This is a genomic window from Streptomyces sp. NPDC001985 (genome assembly GCF_040296845.1).
In the GTDB taxonomy this organism is placed as follows: Bacteria; Actinomycetota; Actinomycetes; order Streptomycetales; family Streptomycetaceae; genus Streptomyces.
The window spans coordinates 48,087-69,664 of the sequence record NZ_JBEOYB010000045.1 but is presented as its reverse complement, the minus strand read 5'-3'; the positions used below and the strand labels follow the sequence as shown (position 1 = coordinate 69,664).

Below are 21,578 nucleotides of genomic sequence, written 5' to 3'. Positions count from 1 at the left end.
TCCACATTCTAACCCTTAGTGTGTGGTTTTGGGGGGGGGGGTGGGGGGCGGGGGGGGGGGGGGCGGGGGGGGGGGGGGGGGGCGGGGGGGGGGCCCCCCCCCCCCCGGCACGATCCGAAAGAGACGCCCCGGGCGCTGTCGGGGCCCGCCGGGGCTGGTGATCCAACTCACCGGCCCCCGGGCCCCGTTTTTGTTACGGTGGGCACACCCCGACGAGACGCGCCGTACCGGGCCCCGTAAAGACGACGCACCCCGTGGAAGTCCCCGTCGTCGGAGGTGTGTCATGGCCTGGGTTCTCCTGATCGTCGCCGGTCTCCTCGAAGTCGGCTGGGCGATCGGGATGAAGTTCACCGAGGGCTTCACCAAGTTCTGGCCGAGTGTGTTCACCGGCGCGGGGATCGTCACCAGCATGGTCCTGCTGGCGCAGGCCGCCAAGACGCTGCCGATCGGTACCGCGTACGGCGTCTGGGTCGGCATCGGCGCCGCCGGTGCGGCGATCGTCGGCATGGTGGCGCTGAACGAGCCGGTGACCGCGGCCCGGATCTTCTTCGTCTCACTGCTGCTGGTCGCGGTGGTCGGCCTCAAGGCGACCTCCGGCCACTGACCCCGCCCCCGTACCCGCGCCCACCCCCAGCTCCCGGCCGCCCCGCTTCCCCCCTGTGGCGGCCGGGTCCCTCCCCGGCCCGCTGGTGACCCGCACCGGTCACCAGCGGTCGCCGGTCACTGCGGGCCGGTGGCCTGCGGCGATCCCTCGGGACCCGTCGGCCCCGGCTCCTCCCGCGGCGCGCCGGGCGCGCCCCCGTCGCCCGGCTCGGGCAGCCCGTTGAGCACCGCGTCGCCCAGCGCGTCCGCGCCCTCGGTCCCCTCGGCGCCGCCGATCCCGTCCACTCCGGCGATGTCACCGAGCCCGCCGATCGCCGCGCCCGGCCCCCCGGGGCCCGGCACCGGAGGACCCGCGCCCGGCTCCCCGGGCCCCCCGGGGCTCTCGCCCGGTGTCCGCTGCGGTGCCGGGAGGGTCATCGCCGGCAGCGGCCGGCCGGAGCCCGGCACCGGGGCCGTGCCCCCCGGGCTCGCCGGCCCCGGCGAGGCCATCGGCTCCGGCACCCCCGCCGGGGCCGGCAGCTCGAACTCCACGATCTCGCTGCCGGCCAGGGCCGTTCCGGTGTACTGCCCCCAGATCCGCGCCGGTGCCCCGCCGCCGTTGATCCTCGGCAGCCCCAGCGCCCCGTACAGCGGCTTCTGCGCACCGGTGTCCGGGTCCTGCCCCATCACCGCGACCACGGTCGCGAGTCGCGGGGTGTAGCCCGCGAACCACGCGGCCCGGTCCTCCTCCGCGGTCCCCGTCTTGCCCGCGGCCGGGCGGCCCGCCGACTGGGCGGCCGTGCCGGTGCCGCCCGCCACCACGCTCTGGAGGACCGCCGTGGTCGTGTCGGCGGCCTCCCGGCTGATCGCCTGCCGGGTCCGGCGCTCGGGCAGCGGCACGGGCTGTCCGTCCTTGGTGACCTCGGCGACCATCGTGTACGTGCCGTGCCGGCCGTGGTTGGCGAGGGTGGCGTACGCCTCCGCCATGTCCAGCACGCTCGCGGTGGCCGGACCGAGCGCGATGGACGGCGAAGCGGTGAGGTCGGGGGTGCTCGCGGGCAGCCCGAGACCGATCGCGGTCTGCCGCACCCGCGCCGGGCCCACGTCCATCGCCATCTGGGCGTACACCGCGTTCACGGACTTGTCGGTGGCCTCGGTGACGGTGATCGGCCCGTAGGAGGTCCCGTCCTCGTTCTCGGGGGCGTACCGCTTCCCGCTCCACCCCTGGACCGGACGCTTGTCGGTGCCGTCGTAGACGGTGTACGGGGTGATGGGCCGGCCGTCCTGGGTGCGGGAGCCGTGCTCGATCGCGGCGGCGAGGACGAACGGCTTGAAGGTGGAGCCGACCTGGTAGTCCCGGCGGGTCGCGTTGTTGACGTACTGCCGGGTGTAGTCGACGCCGCCGTACATGGCGACGACCTCCCCGGTCGCGGGGTCGATCGAGACGCCGCCGACCCGCACATTGCGGTCCGCGGGGCGGGCCTCGCCGTCCACCTGGTCCATCACCTGGTCGTCCACCGCGCGGACGAAGGCGTCCTGCTTGGCGCGCTCCAGGGTGGTGGTGATGCGGTAGCCGCCGGCGGCGAGGGTGTTCTCGTCCAGCACGCGGTGGGCGGTGAGGTACTCCTCGACGGCCTGGACGACATAGCCGCGCTGCCCGGAGAGCCCGTTCGCGGGCTTGGCCCGCCGGGGCTCGGGGAAGACCAGATTCGCCCGTTCGGCGGGGGTGAGCCACTTCTGTTTCACCATGCCGTCGAGCGTGTAGTTCCAGCGGGCGACGGCGGCGGAGCGGTTCTCGGGGTGGGTGGCGGTGTCGTACGCGTTGGGCGCGTTGAGCAGGGTGGCGAGATAGGCGCCCTCGGCGGTGTCGGTCTCGGCGACGTCCTTGCCGTAGTACGCCTGGGACGCGGCCTGGATGCCATAGGCGTTCCGGCCGAAGTAGCTGGTGTTGAGGTAGCCCTGGAGGATCTCGCTCTTGCTCTGCTCCCGGCTGAGCTTGATCGAGATGAAGAACTCCTTCCACTTCCGGGAGATGGTCTGCTCCTGGCCCAGGTAGTAGTTCTTGACGTACTGCTGGGTGATGGTGGAGCCGGACTGTTTGCCCTTGCCGGTGAGGGTGTTCCAGGCGGCGCGGACCATGGCCTGGGGGTCCACGGCCCGTTCGGAGTGGAAGTCGCGGTCCTCGGCGGCGAGCACGGCCCGCTGGACGGTCAGGGGCACCCGCGCCAGGTCGACGTTCTCCCGGTTGATCTCGCCGTCGCGCGCGATCTGGCTGCCGTCCTCGTACAGATAGACATTGGACTGGGCGGTGGCCGCGGCGTTGGCGGACGGGATGTGGACCAGCGCGTACCCCGCGGCGAAGCCGCCGATCAGCAGCAGTGCGAGCAGCAGGACCCCGCCGAGCGCCATGCGCCAGGTGGGGACCAGCCGGCGCCATCCGGTGCGCCGGGGCCGGCGGGCGCGGGACCGTTTCCGTTCCGGCTCCGGTCCCGGTCCCGGCCCGGGCGCGGTCGCGTCCCTGGCGGACCAGCCCGGTCGCTGTGGCTCCTCACTCATGGCCCCATACTGCACTTTTCCCCTGGATATCCCCCGTACCGTCGCCCCGTCACCCATAAATACGTCGCGGACCGCTCGCCGCCGGGACTAGGCTCGGGCGCTTTGGTGCTCTGAGGCGGTTCTCCGTGGCGGTCTCCGTGACGGTCTCCGCGGCGGTTCTCCGCGGCTGTTCTCCGAAGCGGGCACCCGGGCTATCGGGCGGGAGCGGGCGAGTGAGGCTGTACGCGCTGGTGGCGGCCGGAGGGTTCCGGCGCTTCGCGACCTACCGGGTGGCGACGGTGGCCGGGGTCTTCACCAACACCGTCTTCGGCTTCATCATGGCCTACACCTATGTGGCCCTGTGGGACGAGCGCCCCGGCCTCGGCGGCTATGACGTCTCCCAGGCGGTCACCTATGTGTGGCTGGGCCAGGCGCTGCTGATGACCTGCGCCATGATGGGCGGCGGCTTCGAGGAGGAGCTGGTCGAGCGCATCCGCACCGGCGACATCGCCGTCGACCTCTACCGCCCGGCCGACCTCCAGCTCTTCTGGCTGGCGGGCGACCTGGGCCGGGCCGCCTTCCATCTGCTGGGACGGGGGGTGGCGCCCATGGCGTTCGGGGCGCTCGCCTTCGAGCTGGCGCTGCCGGGGTCGGTGGTCACCTGGGCCGCGTTTCTGCTGGCGGTGGTGCTCGGGGTGGTGGTGAGCTTCGCGATCCGCTTCGTGGTGGCGCTCTCGGCGTTCTGGCTGCTGGACGGCGCGGGGGTGGCGCAGATCAGCTGGCTGGCGGGGCTGTTCTTCTCGGGGATGCTGCTGCCGCTGAACATCTTCCCGGGGGCGCTGGGCGAGGTGGCGCGGGCGCTGCCCTGGTCGTCGATGCTCCAGGTGCCGGCGGATGTGCTGCTGGGCAAGCACACGGGGTGGGGTCTGATGGGGGCGTTCGCGTTCCAGGCGGGGTGGGCGGCGGCGCTGCTCGCCACCGGGCGGGTGCTCCAGACGGTGGCGACGCGCAGGGTGGTGGTGCAGGGTGGCTGAGACGACGGCGCCGGCCGGGGGCACGGCTCCGGGGGATGGCCCCTCGGGCGCCCCCGGCTCCGCGGGCCCCCCGGGCATCCCCGGCCCCTCGGGACCTTCCGGTCCCGCCTGTCCTTCCGGTCCCGGCCCCGCCGGTCCTTCCGGTTGGTCCGGCGGCGCGCCGGCCTTCGGTCCCGCCCCGCCGGTCGTCCGGGACGGGCTGCGGGCCTTCGCCCTCATCGCCGCGATGTGGATTCGCTCCACCCTGGCCTACCGCGCGTCCTTCGTCATGGCCACCCTCGCCAGCTTCGCGGTGACCGGCTTCGACTTCCTCGCGATCCTGCTGATGTTCTCGCACATCGATGTGCTCGGCGGCTTCACCCTCGCCGAGATCGCCTTTCTGTACGGGGCGGTCAGCACCTCCTTCGGCCTCACCGACCTCGCCCTCGGCACGGTCGACCGGCTCGGGCGCCGGGTCCGCGACGGCACCCTGGACACCCTTCTCGTACGCCCCGCTCCGGTCCTCGCCCAGATCGCCGCCGACCGCTTCGCCCTGCGCCGGCTCGGCCGGGTCCTCCAGGGCGCCCTGGTGCTGGCGTACGGTCTGTACGCGGTGGACGTGGACTGGACCCTTCTGAAGGTGCTCATGGTGCCGATGATGGTGCTGAGCGGGGCGGGGATCTTCGCGGCCGTGTTCGTGGGCGGCGCGGCCTTCCAGTTCTGGGCGCAGGACGCGGCCGAGGTGCAGAACTCCTTCACCTACGGCGGCAGCACCATGCTCCAGTACCCGCCGTCCGTCTTCGCCCAGGACCTGGTGCGCGGGGTCACCTTCGTCGTCCCGCTCGCCTTTGTGAGCTGGCTCCCCGCGCTCCACATCCTGGAGCGGCCCTACCCGCTCGATGTGCCGCAGTGGTTCGCCTTTCTGCCGCCCCTGATCGCCGTCGGCTGCTGCTGGCTCGCCTCGCTGGCCTGGCGGGTCGGGCTCCGTTCCTACCGCAGTACCGGGAGTTGACCGGATTGACCATGGACGTGATCGAACTGGACGGGGTCGAGAAGGTCTTCGACGTACGCCGCCGGGCCGGCCTGCTGCGCCGGGAGAAGCACCAGGTGCGCGCCGTGGACGGGATCGGCTTCCGGGTGGCGCGCGGCGAGATGGTGGGTTACATCGGCCCGAACGGCGCCGGGAAGTCCACCACCATCAAGATGCTCACCGGCATCCTCACCCCCAGCGCCGGCCGGCTGAGGGTCGCCGGCATCGACCCGGCGCGCGAGCGCACCCGGCTGGCCCAGCGGATCGGTGTCGTCTTCGGCCAGCGCACCACCCTGTGGTGGGATCTGCCGCTGAAGGACTCGTACCGGCTGATGCACCGGATGTACCGCATCCCGGACCGGCGGTTCCGGGAGAACCTGGACCGCTGCGTCGAACTCCTGGATCTGGCGGAGCTGCTGGAGGTGCCCGTACGGCAGCTCTCACTCGGCCAGCGGATGCGCGGCGACATCGCGGCGGCGCTGCTGCACGACCCCGAGGTGCTCTATCTGGACGAGCCGACGATCGGCCTCGATGTGATCTCCAAGGCCAAGGTGCGGGAGTTCCTGCGCGAGCTGAACGCGGGCAGCGGGACGACCGTGCTGCTCACCACCCACGATCTGACGGACATCGAACAGCTCTGCCGGCGGGTGATGGTCATCGACCACGGGCGGCTGATGTACGACGGCTCGCTCGCCGGGCTGCACGCGGCGGGCGGGAGCGAACGGACCCTGGTGGTCGACCTGGAGCGGGAGCTTCCGCCGGTGGTGACGGAGTTCGCCCGTACGGTGCGGGTGGAGGGCCCCCGGCAGTGGCTGGCCTTCCCGGCGTCCCGGTCGGCGGCGCCGCTGGTGGCCGAGCTGGCCGAGAGATATCCGGTGATGGATCTGTCCGTCCGCGAGCCGGACATCGAGGCGGTGATCGCGAGGATGTACGCGGAGGGCTCCGCCCCCGCGGGCGTCCCCCGGTGATGACCCCTCGCGCTGTCTATCCTGGCACGTATGAGCGAACTCCCAGAGATGCGGGCCTCGGACACGGAACGTGAGCGGATCGCCGAGCGGCTGCGCGACGCGGCGGCGGAGGGCCGGCTCACGATGGAGGAGTTCGAGGAGCGCCTCGACACCGCCCTCCGGGCCCGCACGCGAGGCGAGTTGGAGCCGCTGGTCCAGGACCTCCCGGAGCCGGCGGCCACCCCGGCGCCCGGGGCCTTCGCCCCGGCGGAGGAGGCCGGGAGCCGGTCCCGCTGGGCCGAGCGCATCGGCGGCCCGGCGACCTCGCGCAACGCCTTCGCCTTCTGGGGCGGCTTCAGCCGCAAGGGCCGCTGGACGGTGCCCCGCCGGTTCACCGCCTTCGCGATGATGGCCGGCGGCGATCTGGATCTGCGCGAGGCCCGCTTCGAGGACCGCGTGGTCGAGATCCGCTGCTTCGCGATCATGGGCGGGATCGATGTCATCGCGCCGCCCGGGCTGAACGTCGATGTCACCGGCGCCGCCTTCATGGGCGAGTTCGCGGACCACGGCGCGGACACGGCGCCGGACCCCTCGTCCCCGAGGGTGCGCGTCACCGGATTCGCGCTGATGGGCGGGGTGGATGTGAAGCACCGGCGCACCAGGGCCGAGAAGCAGCGGCTGAAGGCCGAGCGGGAACGGGAGCGGGAGCTGGAGCGCGAACGGAAGCGGCTGGAGAAGGGCGGGGGCGGCCCCCGCAAGGAGCTGGACTGACCGCGCGGCCCGGCGCGGGAGCCGCCGCCCGGCCCTCCCGGGAACTCAGGGTGCACCCTGGGAGTACCTGAGGCAGGGACAATGCGGGGGGAACGCGCGTGAACGGGTGGAGCGGATGAATCGCACAGCACATGAGGAACAGGGGAGCGGGTCGCCGGACGGGACGTCGGGCGGTTCGCCGGGTGGGACGGGCGCCGGGTCGCCGGGCGGCGCACCCGGCGCCGGCCGCGGGCCGCGCCGCGGCGGGCTCCCCTCCTTCACCTTCACCGAGGCGGACGCGGAGAAACAGCGCGGCGTCCGCCGGATGAAGCTCTTCGCGACCGGACTGCTGGTCCTGGTCGCGGTGATCTTCGCGCTCGCCACCTGGGCGAAGAACGCGGGAGCGGGCCCCTGGGCCGGATATGTCGCCGCGGCGGCCGAGGCCGGCATGGTCGGCGCGCTCGCCGACTGGTTCGCGGTGACCGCGCTCTTCCGCCACCCGCTGGGCATCCCGATTCCGCACACCGCGATCATCCCGAACAAGAAGGACCAGCTGGGAGCCTCGCTCGGCTCCTTCGTCGGGGAGAACTTCCTCTCCGAGGACGTGGTGCGGTCCCGGCTGCGCTCCGTGGGCATCGGCGCCCGGCTCGGGGCGTGGCTCGCCGAGCCCGCCCACGCCGACCGGGTCACCTCCGAGCTCTCCACCGCCCTGCGCGGCGCGCTCACCGTGCTGCGCGACTCGGACGTCCAGGCCGTGGTCGGCGAGGCGATCACCCGGCGGGCCAACAGCGCCGAGATCGCCCCCGGTATCGGCAAGACCCTGGAGAAGGTGGTCGGCGACGGCGCGCACCACCGCGCCGTGGACCTGGTCTGCGCCCGCGCCCACGACTGGCTGGTCACCCATGCCGCGTCGGTGATGGACGCGGTCGAGGGCGGGGCACCCGGGTGGACCCCGCGCTTCGTGGACCGCAAGGTGGGGGAGCGGGTCTACCGGGAGCTGCTGCGCTTCGTCACCGAGATGCGCGACGCCCCCGACCACCCGGCGCGCGGGGCGATCGACCGCTTCCTCACGGACTTCGCCGCCGACCTCCAGTCGGACACCGAGACCCGGGCACGGGTGGAGCGCCTCAAGTCGGAGCTGGTCTCGCGCACGGAGGTGCAGGATGTGATCGCCTCGGCGTGGTCCTCCGTGCGCGCGATGATCCTCTCGGCGGCGGAGGACGACCGCAGCGAACTGAGGCTGCGGGCCCGCGCCTCGCTGCTCTCGCTGGGCGCGCGGCTGGCGTCCGACGAACGGCTCCAGTCCAAGGTGGACGGCTGGGTGGAGGACGCGGCGGTCTATGTCGTGACCACGTACCGCGGAGAGATCACCTCGCTGATCTCGGACACCGTGGCGGGCTGGGACGCCGAGCACACCTCACGCAAGATCGAGGCCCACATCGGCCGGGACCTCCAGTTCATCCGCATCAACGGCACGGTCGTCGGCGCCCTGGCCGGCCTGCTGATCTACACGGTGGCGCACGCGCTGGGGGGCTGAGCGGAGGAGGGCGCCCCGCGGGTGGTGGAGATGGCCCGGGTGGTGCGGGGGCGCCGCACCACCCTCGCGTCTGCCGGGTCGGCCACTCACCCCCGCCGGCCGAAGAGCTGTCCGCGCACGGCTCCGTCGGGGAACTCGGCGGTGTGGATGTTGGAGTAGTGGTCCCCGGGGTTGGCCCGGACGCGCTGGACGGCGTCGCGGTCCTGGCCGGTGAGCCTCCCGGCGACGGCGAGGACCCCGCCGGGCACGGGCCGGTTGAAGAAGTCGAGGACGACACTCCCGTTCTTGCCGAACGCGCCCTGGTGGACATGGCCCAGGGAGGGGCTCTGGATGCCGCGCCAGGCCAGCGCGTAGTCGACGGTGCTCCCCCGGGGATTCAGCAGGGTGAGCGCGCGCCCGTCGGGGTCCCCGACCTTGGAGGCGTCGTCCTTCGGGACCTCCTGCGCGCCGTCGGAGAGCGCCCGCAGAGTGCCGCCGCGGACGATGCCGAGCGGGTCGACGTCCCCCGTGAACCGCTGGAGCTGTCCGCGCACGGCTCCGCCGGGGAACTCGGCGCTGTGCAGGTTCACATAGAACCCGGCGGGGTTCTCGCGGATCTGTCCGGCCAGCGCGGCATCGGTGACGGTCACCCGGCCGGCCGCCGCGCTGACGCTGTCGGGCATGGAACTGCCCCACAGCGCCACCCTGAGCGCACCGTTCTGCCCGGCGCCGCCCTGGTGGATGTGCCCGAGGCTGGGCACGAGCCCCTGCCACTTCACCGCGAAGGTGACCCGGTCGCCCCGGACCTTGATCAGCGCGACCGCCTTCCCGTCGGGGTCGTTGACGGCGGGCCCACCGGGGACCGGCACCTCGTTGGCGCCGGAGAGTGTGACGGAGTACGCGGAGGTGGTGCCACGGTCATGGCTTCCCCCGTGGGCGGCGGCGGGGACGGCCCCCGCCGTGCCGAACACGATGGCGCTCGCCGCCACGGATATGAATCGCCTCTGCATCGCGGTGGGTCCTCCCTTGATCCGACGGGTCTGCGCCGGTGGTCCGAGCGTACGAGCCGACGGGCCGGCCGCCCGGGAATGATCCGCCAATCGGCTTGAACCAACGGTCAGTTGGCCGCGTTCCACTGAACAGACCACCCGACGCCCCCACCGAGGCTCCCCGCCACCCCACCCGCTCGACCTCACACGACCCCACCGCCCGCCTCCTCGCCCGGTCCCGACCGAACCGACCCTTGAACCGGACCGAACGTGCCGCGAGTACGGAACAGGCGATGTGCTGCGACTGGTCCCATTCCTGCTGCGTTGTCGTCACCGCTGTCGGAGAGGCGAACGGTCAGGCTCTGGAGAGGGAGCGGTTTTCGGTCGCGGCGACCGGGAAACTCGCCAAGAAGCACCCCCGACCTGCGTCGGACCTCGGCCGCCGTGCCTCACTGGGAATGGTTCGCTGTGAAGAACCCAATCGTCGGATCTTCGGGAGTGCCGATCAGCAGCGCGCGGTCCAGCAGTCCGTTGTTGTGCTCACAGCTCGTCTCGGGCAGCAGGACGCAGGCGTGGCAGGCGGCGAGATTGATGCTTCCCGCGCCACTCGCCTCGGATTCGACGCAGAGCGGATCCGCCGAGCACCACTCCGCGCGGTGCAGCGCGGAGCGCAGCGCGACAGCCAAGCGCTGTGGCTCCCCCTGTGCGACCACCCCGCCGAGGCTTCCCGCCGAGTCGCTCGTGGCGGTGTAGACGAGGACACCGGCCATGGAGTCGGACGAGTACAGGCGTTCCCGCAGTGAAGCGGCGGGATAGCCACCGTCCAGACTCCACTCGTTGATCAATACATGGGCCAGGGTGTGCAGCAGCACCAGACGCGGGGTGGCCGGGGATTCTGGTTGGACTTCCGGGTCGTTGGACCATTCCCGAAGCCGGCGCAGATGATTTCGATGGATACGATCCACGCGGGCGGCGACCGCCGATCCGGCCGCCCAGGAGTCCAGTCGCTCCTCGTCAAGCCGGATGAGGACACCCTCGCCGCGGACCTCCATGGCGGGCAGCCACTCCATGGGCGCGAGGGACAGCGCTGCCTCGTGGACCTCAGTGCTCTCGTCGGGGGACTCCACGCGGGAGAACGCCTTGAGAGCGCGAACCTCGCGCAGCCGCTTCACCAGCATGGGCCGCAGCACTCCGTACGGTCGCAGCGGTGCCGCATCGGATGTCGGCGGCTCGCAGACGAACGACTCGGCGCGTGTTCCCTCGTGCTCGGGGTGGCCCTTGAGCAGGCTCTCGTACTCCTGATTGCGGAGTGTGCGGTTGGTCCGGCCCTCTGCGTCGGCCCGATCCTCGGCCTCCAGTACCGCCATGACGGTGTCGACATCGAACTCGACCCCCTTGTCGATGCCCAACACGCTCAGGTGGTGCTCGACCTCCTGGCGGGATTTGTCGCGAAGGGCCTCCCAGTGGTTCGCGAGCAGGTCGGCCGTGCCGTCGCTGTACGGAGGGATGGCGAGCGCGGACTTGACGATCGGCTGCCACGCCATGGAGGAACCGCGCTGGAGGGTGCGCGGTGCCTCGGAGCAGGGCTCGGGGGGCGCATTCCTCAGCCAGGGGCGTCCACCCCCACAGCGGACCTTGAGGTTGGAGAGGGCGCTCCTGCGGAACGCGCCCTCCATCGAGACCTCGGGGATTCCGCAGGTGCAGGAGATCAGTACGGAGCGGAGAGACGCGGTTCGCCCACTGCTCCTCAGTCGCATCTCCCCGCCGCAGAGACCCGACTGCCCCGACTGTCGGTTGTCGCGGTGGGCCCACTTCCAGTACGGGAAATCCTCGATGTGCCCCTCGGCGCAGGCGATCACGAAACGCGAGGGGACGAGATCCTCTCCGCAGTCACCGCACTCGTTCTTTCCCGGAGGGGAGTTGAACGCGCGCACATGCCCGAGCGCGTCACAGCTCGGGCATGAGTGCCAGAGTGGAAAACGTCTCACGCGCACACCGTCCCTGTCGGTGTCGTCGCTCGCCGGAGGCAGCCGGAAGCTCTTCACATTCAGCATCCGTGCCAGCCGGAATTCGTGAATGGTCGGGGCCCGGTCGATGTTCCACGAGTCGATGCCCGAGACCATGAACGACTCGCCGTCCACCGCGATCATGGACCCGACACCATAGGTCGTGATCATCTGGGCTCTGCGGACGGCTCCGCGCCGCGGGAGGGAGCGCTCGGGAGCCCCCGCGTTCCGGCGTCGCCTGGGGGGAGGGGTCATCGGGATGCCTCCATGAAGAGAGCTGATTCTGCGTCGACGTCGCGCAGGCTCCATAGCGTTGCCCAGGCGGCGTCGGTCGATTCGTCGTCGAAGGAACTCAGCAGTGAGGGAGTCCGGGTGCCTCGGCGGGCCTCGTAGAGCAGCCCGCCCTGAGCTTCGGCCTCGTCCGCCCACCAGTCGACGAATTCGTCGAAGGCGTCGGCTGTCGCCCTGTACTCATCGGGATCGATCCCGGCGACTCGTTCCAGAAGCACCGGCTTGACGACCGTGTCGAGTTCCTCGCGGAACTCGTCGATGCGCCCGGCACCCTCATTCGGGCGGGCGATGGGGATGAGAATGCGCGCGAGTGCCACCACGACGGCGTGCAGCCCTCGATCCCTCGCACGCGCCGAGAAGGGCGTGACACTTGTCGACTCCACCTCCCGGTACAGGGCGGAGTGGAAGTGCAGGAAGTTCTCGTAGTGGGAGCGGTCCCTCGAACGCGAGGAGTTGAGCATGACCGCGACCAACCCCGGTCTGCTGCGGCCCACGCGACTGGTCGCCTGGATGTACTCGGCGGTCGTCTGGGGCTGACCCATCACGGCCATGAGACCCAGCCGGTCCACATCGACACCCACGGAGATCATGTTCGTGGCGAGCAGGACGTCCACCGCCTCCTCGTGGGGGAGTCGCTTCTCGATCTGCTTGAGACGCGCCGGGATCTCACTCGAATTGGCGCGGCTGGTCAGCTCCGTCTGCTCACGTATCTCCCGTTTCGGGACTCCGTCCCGCTCCGCCAGATACTCCAGATGGGACACGACGTCGTCGTGCACCTGAAGCTCCGCCGCTGCCAGGAGTCGCAGGCTGTTGAAGTACCCCACCAGGGTCCAGTACGCGTCGCGCACCTCGTCGGACGTGTCCGAGCGCAGCGCCTGGTGCAGCAGAGTCGCATAGGTGCGAATCAGCAGCGTCGCCTGACTGGTGCTCGGCGTGAGCAGCCCGACGTACTGCCGACTGGCCTTCGACTCCCGAGGGGTCTCCACGGCGAACCAGGAGTCACGGGAGTCCAGCCCGGCGGGTGGGAACTGTGAGACCTCGCGGGCGAAGAGTGCCCTTCCCTGGGCCGCCGCCCGACGGATGGTGGCGGTCGAGGCGATCACCTTGGGACGGTCGGCGAGCAGGTCCACCGCGGTCTCGTACAGCCCGGTCAGTGTGCCGAGCGGTCCCGAGATCAGATGGAGTTCATCCTGGACGATCAGTTCGGGCGGCGGTGTGCCGTCCCCGCGGTCCCGGTTGAAGAGCGCCGCGGTCCTCTCGCGCCAGGGCATGGACGCGAACTTGTCCACGGTCGCGATCACCAGGGTGGGGCGGGCGTCGTAGACGGACTCGTCGACGAGATGCACCGGGAGTCCGTCCCGGAAGTCGCAGGACGCGTCCGGGCAGCGGACATGCATCCGCAGCGCCTCCTCGTCCACCTCGTACTGGTGTGCGTCGAGCCTGGCGCCACACCAGGGACAGGCATGGAGTTGGACCGGATTGTTCTCCTGGAGTGTCCTGGCCTTGCGCAGCTCCGCCAGGCTCTGCTCCGCGACCTTCAATGTGTTGGGCGTCGCCGACTGCCCCACCCACATGCCGAGGGAGATGGGCTCGGTGCCCAGCCGCTCCCGGTCCGCGAGGCGAATCCGCTCCATGGCACAGATGAGAATCGCGGCCCGTTCGAACTGCTGCAGGGTGAGCAGACGAAGGGTGTAGCGCATCAGGACCGATACGCCGGCCCCTCGCGCTCCGTGCCGCATGCGGCGCAGGAACACGGTGAAGGCGATCAGTCCGAGGTACGCCTCTGTCTTGCCGCCACCGGTCGGGAACCAGAGCAGGTCGGCGATGCCGCGGTCCTCGTGCTCGGGGTCCACGATGCCCTCGAGGCAGAGAAGCATGAACGAGACCTGGAAGGGGCGCCACCGGCCTGATTCGAGGTCCAGGGGCTTCGACCGATTCTCTTTGATCCATGAGCTGCGCGCCCGCTGCTGTGCCATGGCCTCGTTCGCGAGCCGGAACGCTTGCATGGCATCGGGTCGCGATTCGAGCATCCGGATTCCGCGGCGCATTCGTTCCAGCGCCGATCGGCAGAGCGCGATCTGTTCCGACGCCGGCGACTCGAATCCCGTACCGGAGAAGGAGTCGGCCTCGGCCTGCTTGCGTTCGATCCACTCGGCGTAGCCCGCGACCAGGTCGTCGAGGGCCTTCACCACTTCGGTCGGGGTGCGCGTGGCCAGGCCTCGCATGGTGAGCGCCGAGTCGTCGATCTCCGGGTTGGAATCGGTCAGCAGTACCTCGTGGGCGGGCAGGAACTCGGTTCTGACCTCAGCGATCGAGGCTCGTGCCGTGTTCGGCGCGCCGACCGGGGGAGGAGTCCAGTCCCAGACGGCGGCGCACCCATGGCCCCTGGCGAAGGTCGGGGCGTGGCGGTGAAGCAGTCGTGCCGCCGCCTGCTCGCTGTCGGCCGCGCCCGGAGCGGCGGCCCGTTCGACGAAGCCCCGCGCTCCGTCGGGTGTCCTGACGATGATGCGGGGCTGGTACAGACAGAAGGCGTCCTGCAGTTCGCGTTCGCTGATCCGATGACTGTTGACCAGCGTGACGGTGATGGTGACAGTCCCTCCCGATCCCGAGGGGCGTCGTACGAGCGCGCGGAGTTCCACGCCGTCACTCAGGGGTGTCGGCGGAAGAGATCCCGGTTCGGCGGTGTCGATGGTGACCGGTGAGGTTCGCAGCGCGCGTCGACGCCAGTGCTCGGACTGCTCGGCCGTGCTGCGGACCTCCGCCCGCTTGGCCGTCAGCGGGTGCCCATCGGTGTCCACGGGCTCGTACACCGCGCCCTCCGTGGTCACGACCACCTTCGGTGCGACCGCCGGATCAACGGCGAAGGTGATGCCCATGGACGACGGTCGGCGGTCGTTCGCCAGAGAGACACCGAGGTCCGGCACGGTGTCCTCGATATCCCTTCGCCTCATGACGGGGGTGTTGTCGGGGCCGTCGTTCTCGGCACTGTCGGCGGCGATCTCCTCCTCCGCCGACTGGCTCGCGGCCCTGGGGAAGAGCACCCCGATCGGATAGGTCGTGATCGGCGGGTCGAGCGTGAGCACCTCGTCGTCGGTGCCGGGGCCGAGCAGTTCCCGGCGCAGCCGGGAGACGATTTCGTCCCGCATCTCGTAGTGCGCGGCGTGTCGGTTCTCTTCCTTCGTCATGCGCTCAGTCCTTTCGACTGGCTTCCGCCCCAGACATGCCGACCGAGACCGGACATCCGGGGAACGACCCAGACCCCGTGGTCCCCGAGCCCGGCCCGGGCACTCGAGGCCGTGCTGCCCGCGACACTCTCGAGTGTGTCCACCCGGAAGCCCGTGATCTCCACGGGCCAACGAATCTCCCAATTCCTGTTGATTTTCAGCGATGTGTGCAATGCCCGTCGAAAGCTCTCCGACACCACTCCGACCGGACGGTTCCCGTGGAGGACTGTGTACGGAGGGCTCTCGTCCGGGCCCAGCGGCAGCTCGTGCTGGAGCCGAAGGGTCAAATCGTCACCGGCGCTGACCGAAGTGAGCAAATGATCCTGGATCGCCAGAGGATCTGCCGGCGGCCCGTCCGTGCCCGGCGGGTGCTCACGCGAGACGTCACGGCCGTCCGCCTCGATTCCGAGGCGAACATAGGACTCCCGGCCGCCCGCGTACCACCGACCGGTATCCCGGCTCCGGCGGATGTGCGCGGTCGACGGCGCTGTCATGCGGAACAGATCCTCACGTGCCCGGGTCATCGCGACGTACAGCAGGCGTGCCTCCGCCGCCGGATCGACGTGGGTGTGGTGCTTCCGCAGCTCCGCGGCGGTCGGGGGTTCGACCACGATCACCCGATCGAATTCCAGCCCCTTGGCGCGATGGGTGGTGGACACCACCAGCGACTCGGGCTCCGCAGCGGCCAGCTCGTCCGGGAATCCGCCGTCCGCGACGAGTCGACGCACCGCTGCCAGGTCCAGCAGACCGCGTGTCCCTCGGGCCGCGCCGCGCAGGGCACGCCAGACGTGCGTGGGATCGATCGACGGGGCGAGTCGCACTTCGGCGAGGATCTCCTGGAAACGCAGTTCCGTGAGAGTCGCCGACCCGGTTCGTCGCAGCAGGTCCGCGACCCAGGCGGGCACCGGGCGGTCCCGCAGGGAGCGCCGAGTCCGATGGGGAACACCGTGCTTCTGGAGTGTTCCCGAGACGGACAGTGCCTGCCGATTGTCGCGGCACAGGATCGCGCAGCTGCCGGGGAAGTCCCGGAGCGACGCCAGGGTGAATTCGTCGCCGAGATCGCCGAAGCTCGGGCAGGCGAGCAGTCGGGACCGCAGTTCACGGTGGACTGCCTCGCCCTCGACGTCCGCCTCCTCCCGATTCGACGACAGGCTCTGAAGCGCCGGCCCCAGGGAGAGCGCCGTGCGGGCTTCCTCCGTGACGGCGCGGAAATTGGCCGACAGGCGCAGTTCGATCAAATCGTCGGGGTACGAGGCGCGGAGCCAGTCGAAGAAGTAGTTGGTCTCGGACGCGCGCGCGTCGGGATTGGACACCTGGAACCCGAAGACGGCCTGAGCCCCGTCACCGACGACGGTGAATCCGCAACTGTCCTGAAAATGGTCCAGCAGCGTCTCCACCATGTCCCTGCGCGCCCCGACCAGGTCCTGGACCTCATCGATCATCACATGGGCCGGGGCACCCGACTCGCCGGTCTCGACCGCGCCGCGGAGGATTGCCCCGGCCGCCCGCTCGATACGGGTCTCGAAGGAGAGACCGCTCCACTCGAAGTCCGGCTGTTCGCTCCTCAGCAGGTCGTACGCCCAGGAGTCGAAGGTCCGGACACGGACCCTGCGGGCCGCTGCCGCATGTGCGGTGATGCGTTCCCGCAACTCCCGAACCGCCGCACGGGAGAAGCTGAGAACGAGAATCTCCTGAGCCTCCAGTGCCTCGTCGTCATCGGTCATGAGCGCGTCGAGCCGGCGCACCAGGGTGTGTGTTTTGCCCGACCCGGCCCCTGCGGTCACCAGAACCCGTGCGTCCCATGGTTGACGCACTACCTCCCACTGCTCTGCGGTGAGCGCCGGGCTGTCCGTGTACACGTCGTTCACTTGGCTCTCCACAGGTGCTCGAAGAGGGTGAAGGCCAGGGCCTTTCCGTAGTTGGAGATGTTGTCCCGGACGTTGAGGATGAGGCATTCCTCCTTGCCGCCGTTACGAGGGCCGCGCAGCCCTCGGCCGATCATCTGTTGGTAGACGTTCGGGCTGTAGGTGGGCCTGGCCACCACGACGGCGCGGGTGGCGGGCGCGTCGAACCCTTGCGTCAACACACCGTAGTTGGTCAGGACACGGGTCCTTCCGCGCCGGAACGCGTCGATGCGGTGCCGGCGGTCACTGGCCGAGGTGGTCGAGTCGACCGCAGCCGCACTGATCGACCGGTCATTCAACTTCGACGCCAGGACCTTCGCGTGGTCGACCGATGTCGCGAAGACCAGCACCGGCCAGTCCGAGGGCATGGCCGTGATCTCGTCGATGATCCGGCGGTTGCGATCGTGGTCCCGCGACAGGCGCTCCTCCGCGGACTTGGACAGCACGCTCAACTGCTCGGTCCGGTCCTTCTCGTCCTGCGTCAACTCGATGGTTCCACCGGTCAACTCCTTGTGTGCGACCCGCGCCAACATGCCCAGTTCCTGGAGTTCCGAGTAGGGATCGTCCGATGCGAAGACGCCGTCATCGAGCCGTCGTCCGCCGAATCGCCGGACCAGCCGACGGGTCTCGTCCTCATTGGTGTTGCGGAACGGCGTGGCCGTCAGCCCGAGCAGATGGCGATCGGTGCGCGAGTGCGTGAGTCCCAGCTCGCCGAGGATGTGCGTGTACTGCGGGGCGATGGCCGTATGGGCCTCGTCCACGATCACCAGAGCGGCCTCGCGCAGCCAGGCGTAGGAATCCGTCTCCAGGCAGTTGCGCAGCTTGGCATCGGTGGCGACGACCAGATGCGGGCGATCCGCCACCGGACCCGCCTCATTGGTCGTCCAGAGCCGATTGATGGCGAGCGGTTCGTCCGCGCCCACCTTCGACCAGACGAACGACCAGCTCTGCACGGCCTGCTCGCACAGCTCCTCGGTCTGGGCGATCCACAGGATGGGGCCGCTCAGCTTCCCGTACTGCCGCACCCATCGGATCACGGCCTCGGCCGCCACCCGTGTCTTGCCCGCTCCCGTGGGAAGGGAGAGCATGCCGCGCTGCGGAGCGACCCGGTCCAGCATGACGAAGACGTTCTCGGCGAGTCGCTCCTGGTAGCCGTGCAGCCGGGGGAACTCGGTCGGGCCGGGAATGTCGAGGCGCGCGGCGAGGGACGGTGCCCGCATCCCCGCGAAGGAATCGGGGAAGCCGAGATCCGCCACGAATTTCACGGCGGCGCTCGCTCCGGTGAACGCCGACGGCGCGTGACTGGGGTAGGCAGCGGTGAGATCGCGCACATGGGCACGGAGCACTCCGTCGCCATGAGCGTTGTACGCCATCTGGGCGATTCGCCTGGCTGACGGTTCCGCGCCTCCTGGTTCGGCCATCTCGCTCTCCACCAGCCCGGTTGGCAGACCCGAGCGCAGGGCGTCGCCACCGATGAGCAGTTCCAGTTTCTCGACCACGCTCTCCGCGTCCCGCACGCGCCGCAGGGTCACCTGCAGCAGACGGTCCTCCTCCTGCTTGCGGTGCGCGTCCAGCACTGCTCGGCAGCCCTTCACACCCAGCCCCCAGCGCAGCTCCCGATCGACCGCCATGAGGGTGTCCAGGGGGTTCCCGGGGTCGAGGACGAGCACGGTCGTGCCGTCGAGGGCGCTGTTCAGGGGCGTCGGATTGATCCCCTTGGGGGTGCGCAGCACCTCCTCCAGCTCGGAGCAGCGCTGCAGGGTGTAGTTGTTGACCACATTTCCGAGTCTCTGGCGCAGGGCGGGGAACTCGTCCCGCAGCGGAGTCGGATCGCCCGTGGGGACGTGTCGCGTCTCTCTGGTGATCACATCGGTGAAGCGCAGCATTCCCCAGGTGTCGACCATCAGCTCTGCGTCGTCGGGCGTGCCGGCGAGCAGTGCCGGTACCTGTTCGGCGCGCAGGGTCCGGTACTCCTCCGAGGACGCGGCGACGGCGATGTCCGCGTCCTCGCGAGTGTCCCACTCCTCGCCGACCCGGCAGCGTGTCAGTGAGTCCTCCGGGAAGGGCACGCCGAGCCGGGTCAGCATCACATAGGTCCGCCCGACGAAGGCGTCGTCCACACTCCGGGTCAGCTGCTCCAGAAGCTGGGCCCACTGCCGCTCCGGCACTTTCTCCACCGTGGTCGGCAGGTGCAGTTTCCGGGCCTTCTCCGCGCTGATGTCCGCCACGGGCAGCACATCGCTGTACGCACCGAGCTGCGGTCCCACGGCATCGACGAGCGGGACGACGCCCTTGGAGGTGTGCACTCGACCGTGCCGGCGCAGCATCCACCGGAGCGGTGAGGCGACCGGGCTCCGTGTGGACGCCTGGGCCCCGATCTGGCGAGTCCAGGTGTCGATCACCCCGTCGTCCGGGAGCGCCTTCACGAACGCGGCCCTGCCGTCCTCGGACAGCTCCGGGAGAAGGTGGAGCGAGCCGGCGACGGCCGCGCCCTCCAGCTTGAGGCGCTGCTGCTGGGGTCGACTGGCATTGCTGGGGAGATTGCGGCAGTAGCTCTCGTACACCGCGTTCCGGTACTCCGCGAACCACGCCTCGTCCTCCGGGCGGTGGCCACTCGACGGCCGGTCGCGCAGACCGAACTCGCGGAAGACCTGAACATCGTCGGAGTGGAAGGTCATGTCCACCGCCATGGAGGCGTCCCGTGAACCGTCGGCGGGGACGACCGGGCCGGGGATCAGGCAGTTCCTCATCCGGTGGAATCCGCCGTCCGAGGTGCGCACGAAGAGCTTCTCCAGCGGATCGGGGACACGTGATCGCACCTCTCCGCTGACATGACTGCCGCCCGCGCTGTGGAAGAGCTCCCAGAACCGGGTCCACTCGCGCGCGGTGTAGTGGTCGAAGCCCTGATCGAGCACCCCGGTGAAACGGCCGCGCGAGTCCGCTTCCCTGATGCCGATCGCGTTGAGCGCGCTCGCCAGGGAGGCGTCGTCCGAGAGCGCGGCATCGACGTACACGAGGTCGTCCTTGAGCCCGTCCTCGTCAACGCGGCGGAAGACCTTCCCTGCGACCGGGGCGACCATGCCCGCCGATTCGGTGAGAACCACGCGTGCGGTCCGCGCCTCCTCCGCATAGTGCGAGTCCTCCTGGATCAACTCGGCGAGGATGCGGATCGCAGCGGCCGACGCCTCCGCGGTGCCGTCGGAGACGAGGGCCTCCAGCCACGTCCGCACCGATTCGCGCGTTCGCCGTGCAGCTCTGAGGATGTGCTCCACCTTGCCGGAGCGGATCTCCACGCTCTCCACGGAGGGGTGCACCCAGTCGGCGGGCCGACCCGGGTGGGCGTTCCACATCCGGAGCCACTGCGGTTTGAGCTTGCCCCGGTTGCCGTCGTCCGGATGGAACCTCAGCTCACGGGGGATTCTGAGGACGCCGTTCTGATCGGGGAGTGAGGGCCGTTCGGTCGCCGTCCGCCAGATCTGCTCGGTCAGATACTGGTCCGCCCAGTTGAGGGTCTCCGACCCCTTGGTGCGGCCGGGCAGCAGGGGGAGATAGGCGCCCGGGTCGTGCGGAGGGGCCAGTTCGGAGAGTGATTCGACCACGAGCCGCGCCGCCACCCGGATGATCTCCTGGTTGAATGGACTGGCGTCCAGAAGATTCTGTCTGTCCTCATTTGTCTTCCACGCGCCGTTCAGTGCGCCACTGAGGGTCATGGGGTACTTCGTAGGGAAGAAGGACCAGAACTCTCCGCGTCCCTTCTGAGAGCTCAGCACCTGGTCGCCGGAGAACGCCGGCACTGCCCAGGAGATGTCGATCGTTCCGCGATCGTGCATCTCGCCGGCGCTCGCCCGCGCGGTCGCGCTGGGGCTGTGCGTCGTCGTGAAGACCCGCCATTCGCTCTCGGTGAGATTCTGCTGCCCGGTCCGCTCCTCGTTGATGATGTGCACGGAGCCCTCGTGCCGGACCGTGATCTCCCGGCGCACCGACTCCGTCGATCGACGGTCCTCCAGTACCACCGTGCCGACATGGTGGGAGAAGAGCTGGAAGCGTGCGGGGAACTCGCGTCGGTCGTCGCCCTTGTGCTGGTACATGTCCCGCGCCAGGTTCTCGGCGGCGCCCTGGAGCAGGGGGAGGCGCACCACCGTGGTCGCCCAGGCGAGGAGCTCGTCCAGCACGGGATCGGTCTCGCGCTCCCGTTCGGCGTCCATGGGGCGGGCCATGCGCAGCACCGGCGTTTCGGCCATGTCGTCGAGATTGACTCCGCCGGCCTTGACGATTTCCGAGCGGGACCAGTCGCGGTCGAATCCGAAACTTCCCGATGTGCTGAAGAATTGCGGGGCGTCCGTGACCACCAGAACCGACTTGACACCCACTCCGAAGCGCCCGATCTGACCGCCCCTCTTCTTCGAGACACTCATTCGAAGAATGGTTTCCGCGCCTTCAGGCGTGACGGCCGTGCCCTCGTTCGCGCAGTACAGGTGGGTATTCGTGAGAACTGCGTGGACCTTTCCGCCCGGTTCGGACGCAATTTCGTCCGCGGCGTTCTGCACCAGCTCGAAGAGCTGTCGGTCACCGTACCCGCCCTGGCTGATCCGTCGTTCGCCATTCGCGTGTTCCTGTATGAGACCTGGGTCAACGCGATATGTTTCCAGGACGCGTGCGGACTGTTCGACGACTTTACTGACGACCGGCGAGAGGATTCCGGTGTCCGTCGAATCCGGGTGACTCACGAGGGTTTCCGTTCCTGTAACCGCTGACAAGGCGCTGGAAATTAGGGAAAGCGGAGCGCCGGCC

12 protein-coding genes and 1 riboswitch are annotated in these 21,578 nt (G+C 70.0%); of the genes, 6 read left to right on the top strand and 6 right to left on the bottom strand.

All coding sequences use genetic code 11. The features are described 5' to 3' along the window. Positions 1-193 precede the first annotated feature (193 nt). Positions 194-252, top strand: a riboswitch (guanidine-III (ykkC-III) riboswitch). A gap of 31 nt (positions 253-283) precedes the next feature. After that, complete coding sequence (locus ABT122_RS21070; RefSeq protein ID WP_351554233.1) at positions 284-604, top strand: DMT family transporter; 321 nt, start codon at positions 284-286, stop codon at positions 602-604. A 116-nt stretch (positions 605-720) separates the two neighbouring features. Here the strand turns inward: ABT122_RS21070 and ABT122_RS21065 are convergent, their stop codons facing one another. Continuing rightward, positions 721-3,138, bottom strand: coding sequence for a transglycosylase domain-containing protein (locus ABT122_RS21065; RefSeq protein WP_351554230.1), 2,418 nt, complete (start codon positions 3,136-3,138; stop codon positions 721-723). A gap of 212 nt (positions 3,139-3,350) precedes the next feature. Here ABT122_RS21065 and ABT122_RS21060 point away from each other — a divergent pair, with 212 nt between their 5' ends. The 5 genes from ABT122_RS21060 to ABT122_RS21040 all read left to right on the top strand — a co-directional run bounded on the left by ABT122_RS21060 (position 3,351) and on the right by ABT122_RS21040 (position 8,394). Continuing rightward, positions 3,351-4,151, top strand: coding sequence for an ABC transporter permease (locus ABT122_RS21060; protein ID WP_351554227.1), 801 nt, complete (start codon positions 3,351-3,353; stop codon positions 4,149-4,151). A 199-nt stretch (positions 4,152-4,350) separates the two neighbouring features. Continuing rightward, positions 4,351-5,142 carry an ABC transporter permease gene (locus ABT122_RS21055; protein ID WP_351554248.1) on the top strand — a complete coding sequence of 264 codons (792 nt, stop codon included), beginning with the start codon at positions 4,351-4,353 and terminating at the stop codon, positions 5,140-5,142. Positions 5,143-5,153: 11 nt separating this feature from the next. After that, the gene (locus ABT122_RS21050; protein WP_351554224.1) at positions 5,154-6,128 is read left to right on the top strand and encodes an ABC transporter ATP-binding protein; all 975 of its coding nucleotides are present in this window, start codon (positions 5,154-5,156) and stop codon (positions 6,126-6,128) included. A gap of 48 nt (positions 6,129-6,176) precedes the next feature. After that, positions 6,177-6,878 (top strand): DUF1707 SHOCT-like domain-containing protein, encoded by a 702-nt coding sequence (locus ABT122_RS21045; RefSeq protein ID WP_351554245.1) that lies wholly within the window; start codon positions 6,177-6,179, stop codon positions 6,876-6,878. 115 nt (positions 6,879-6,993) lie between these two features. Then, positions 6,994-8,394, top strand: coding sequence for a DUF445 domain-containing protein (locus ABT122_RS21040; RefSeq protein ID WP_351554221.1), 1,401 nt, complete (start codon positions 6,994-6,996; stop codon positions 8,392-8,394). 86 nt (positions 8,395-8,480) lie between these two features. Here the strand turns inward: ABT122_RS21040 and ABT122_RS21035 are convergent, their stop codons facing one another. From ABT122_RS21035 to ABT122_RS21015, 5 genes are all read right to left on the bottom strand, one after another. Then, a complete protein-coding gene (locus ABT122_RS21035; RefSeq protein WP_351554219.1) occupies positions 8,481-9,383 on the bottom strand; it encodes a CHRD domain-containing protein in 903 nt (300 codons plus the stop codon). Positions 9,384-9,811: 428 nt separating this feature from the next. Next, positions 9,812-11,623 carry a DrmB family protein gene (gene drmB / locus ABT122_RS21030; RefSeq protein WP_351554217.1) on the bottom strand — a complete coding sequence of 604 codons (1,812 nt, stop codon included), beginning with the start codon at positions 11,621-11,623 and terminating at the stop codon, positions 9,812-9,814. Then, the gene (locus tag ABT122_RS21025; RefSeq protein WP_351554214.1) at positions 11,620-14,844 is read right to left on the bottom strand and encodes a helicase-related protein; all 3,225 of its coding nucleotides are present in this window, start codon (positions 14,842-14,844) and stop codon (positions 11,620-11,622) included. The genes drmB and ABT122_RS21025 overlap by 4 nt, the downstream gene beginning before the upstream one ends. Further along, positions 14,841-16,751, bottom strand: a complete 1,911-nt coding sequence (locus ABT122_RS21020; RefSeq protein ID WP_351554211.1) for a UvrD-helicase domain-containing protein — start codon at positions 16,749-16,751, stop codon at positions 14,841-14,843. The genes ABT122_RS21025 and ABT122_RS21020 overlap by 4 nt, the downstream gene beginning before the upstream one ends. Further along, positions 16,748-21,514: a DEAD/DEAH box helicase gene (locus ABT122_RS21015; protein ID WP_502976171.1), complete on the bottom strand. Its 4,767-nt coding sequence runs from the start codon at positions 21,512-21,514 to the stop codon at positions 16,748-16,750. The genes ABT122_RS21020 and ABT122_RS21015 overlap by 4 nt, the downstream gene beginning before the upstream one ends. Positions 21,515-21,578: the final 64 nt, after the last annotated feature.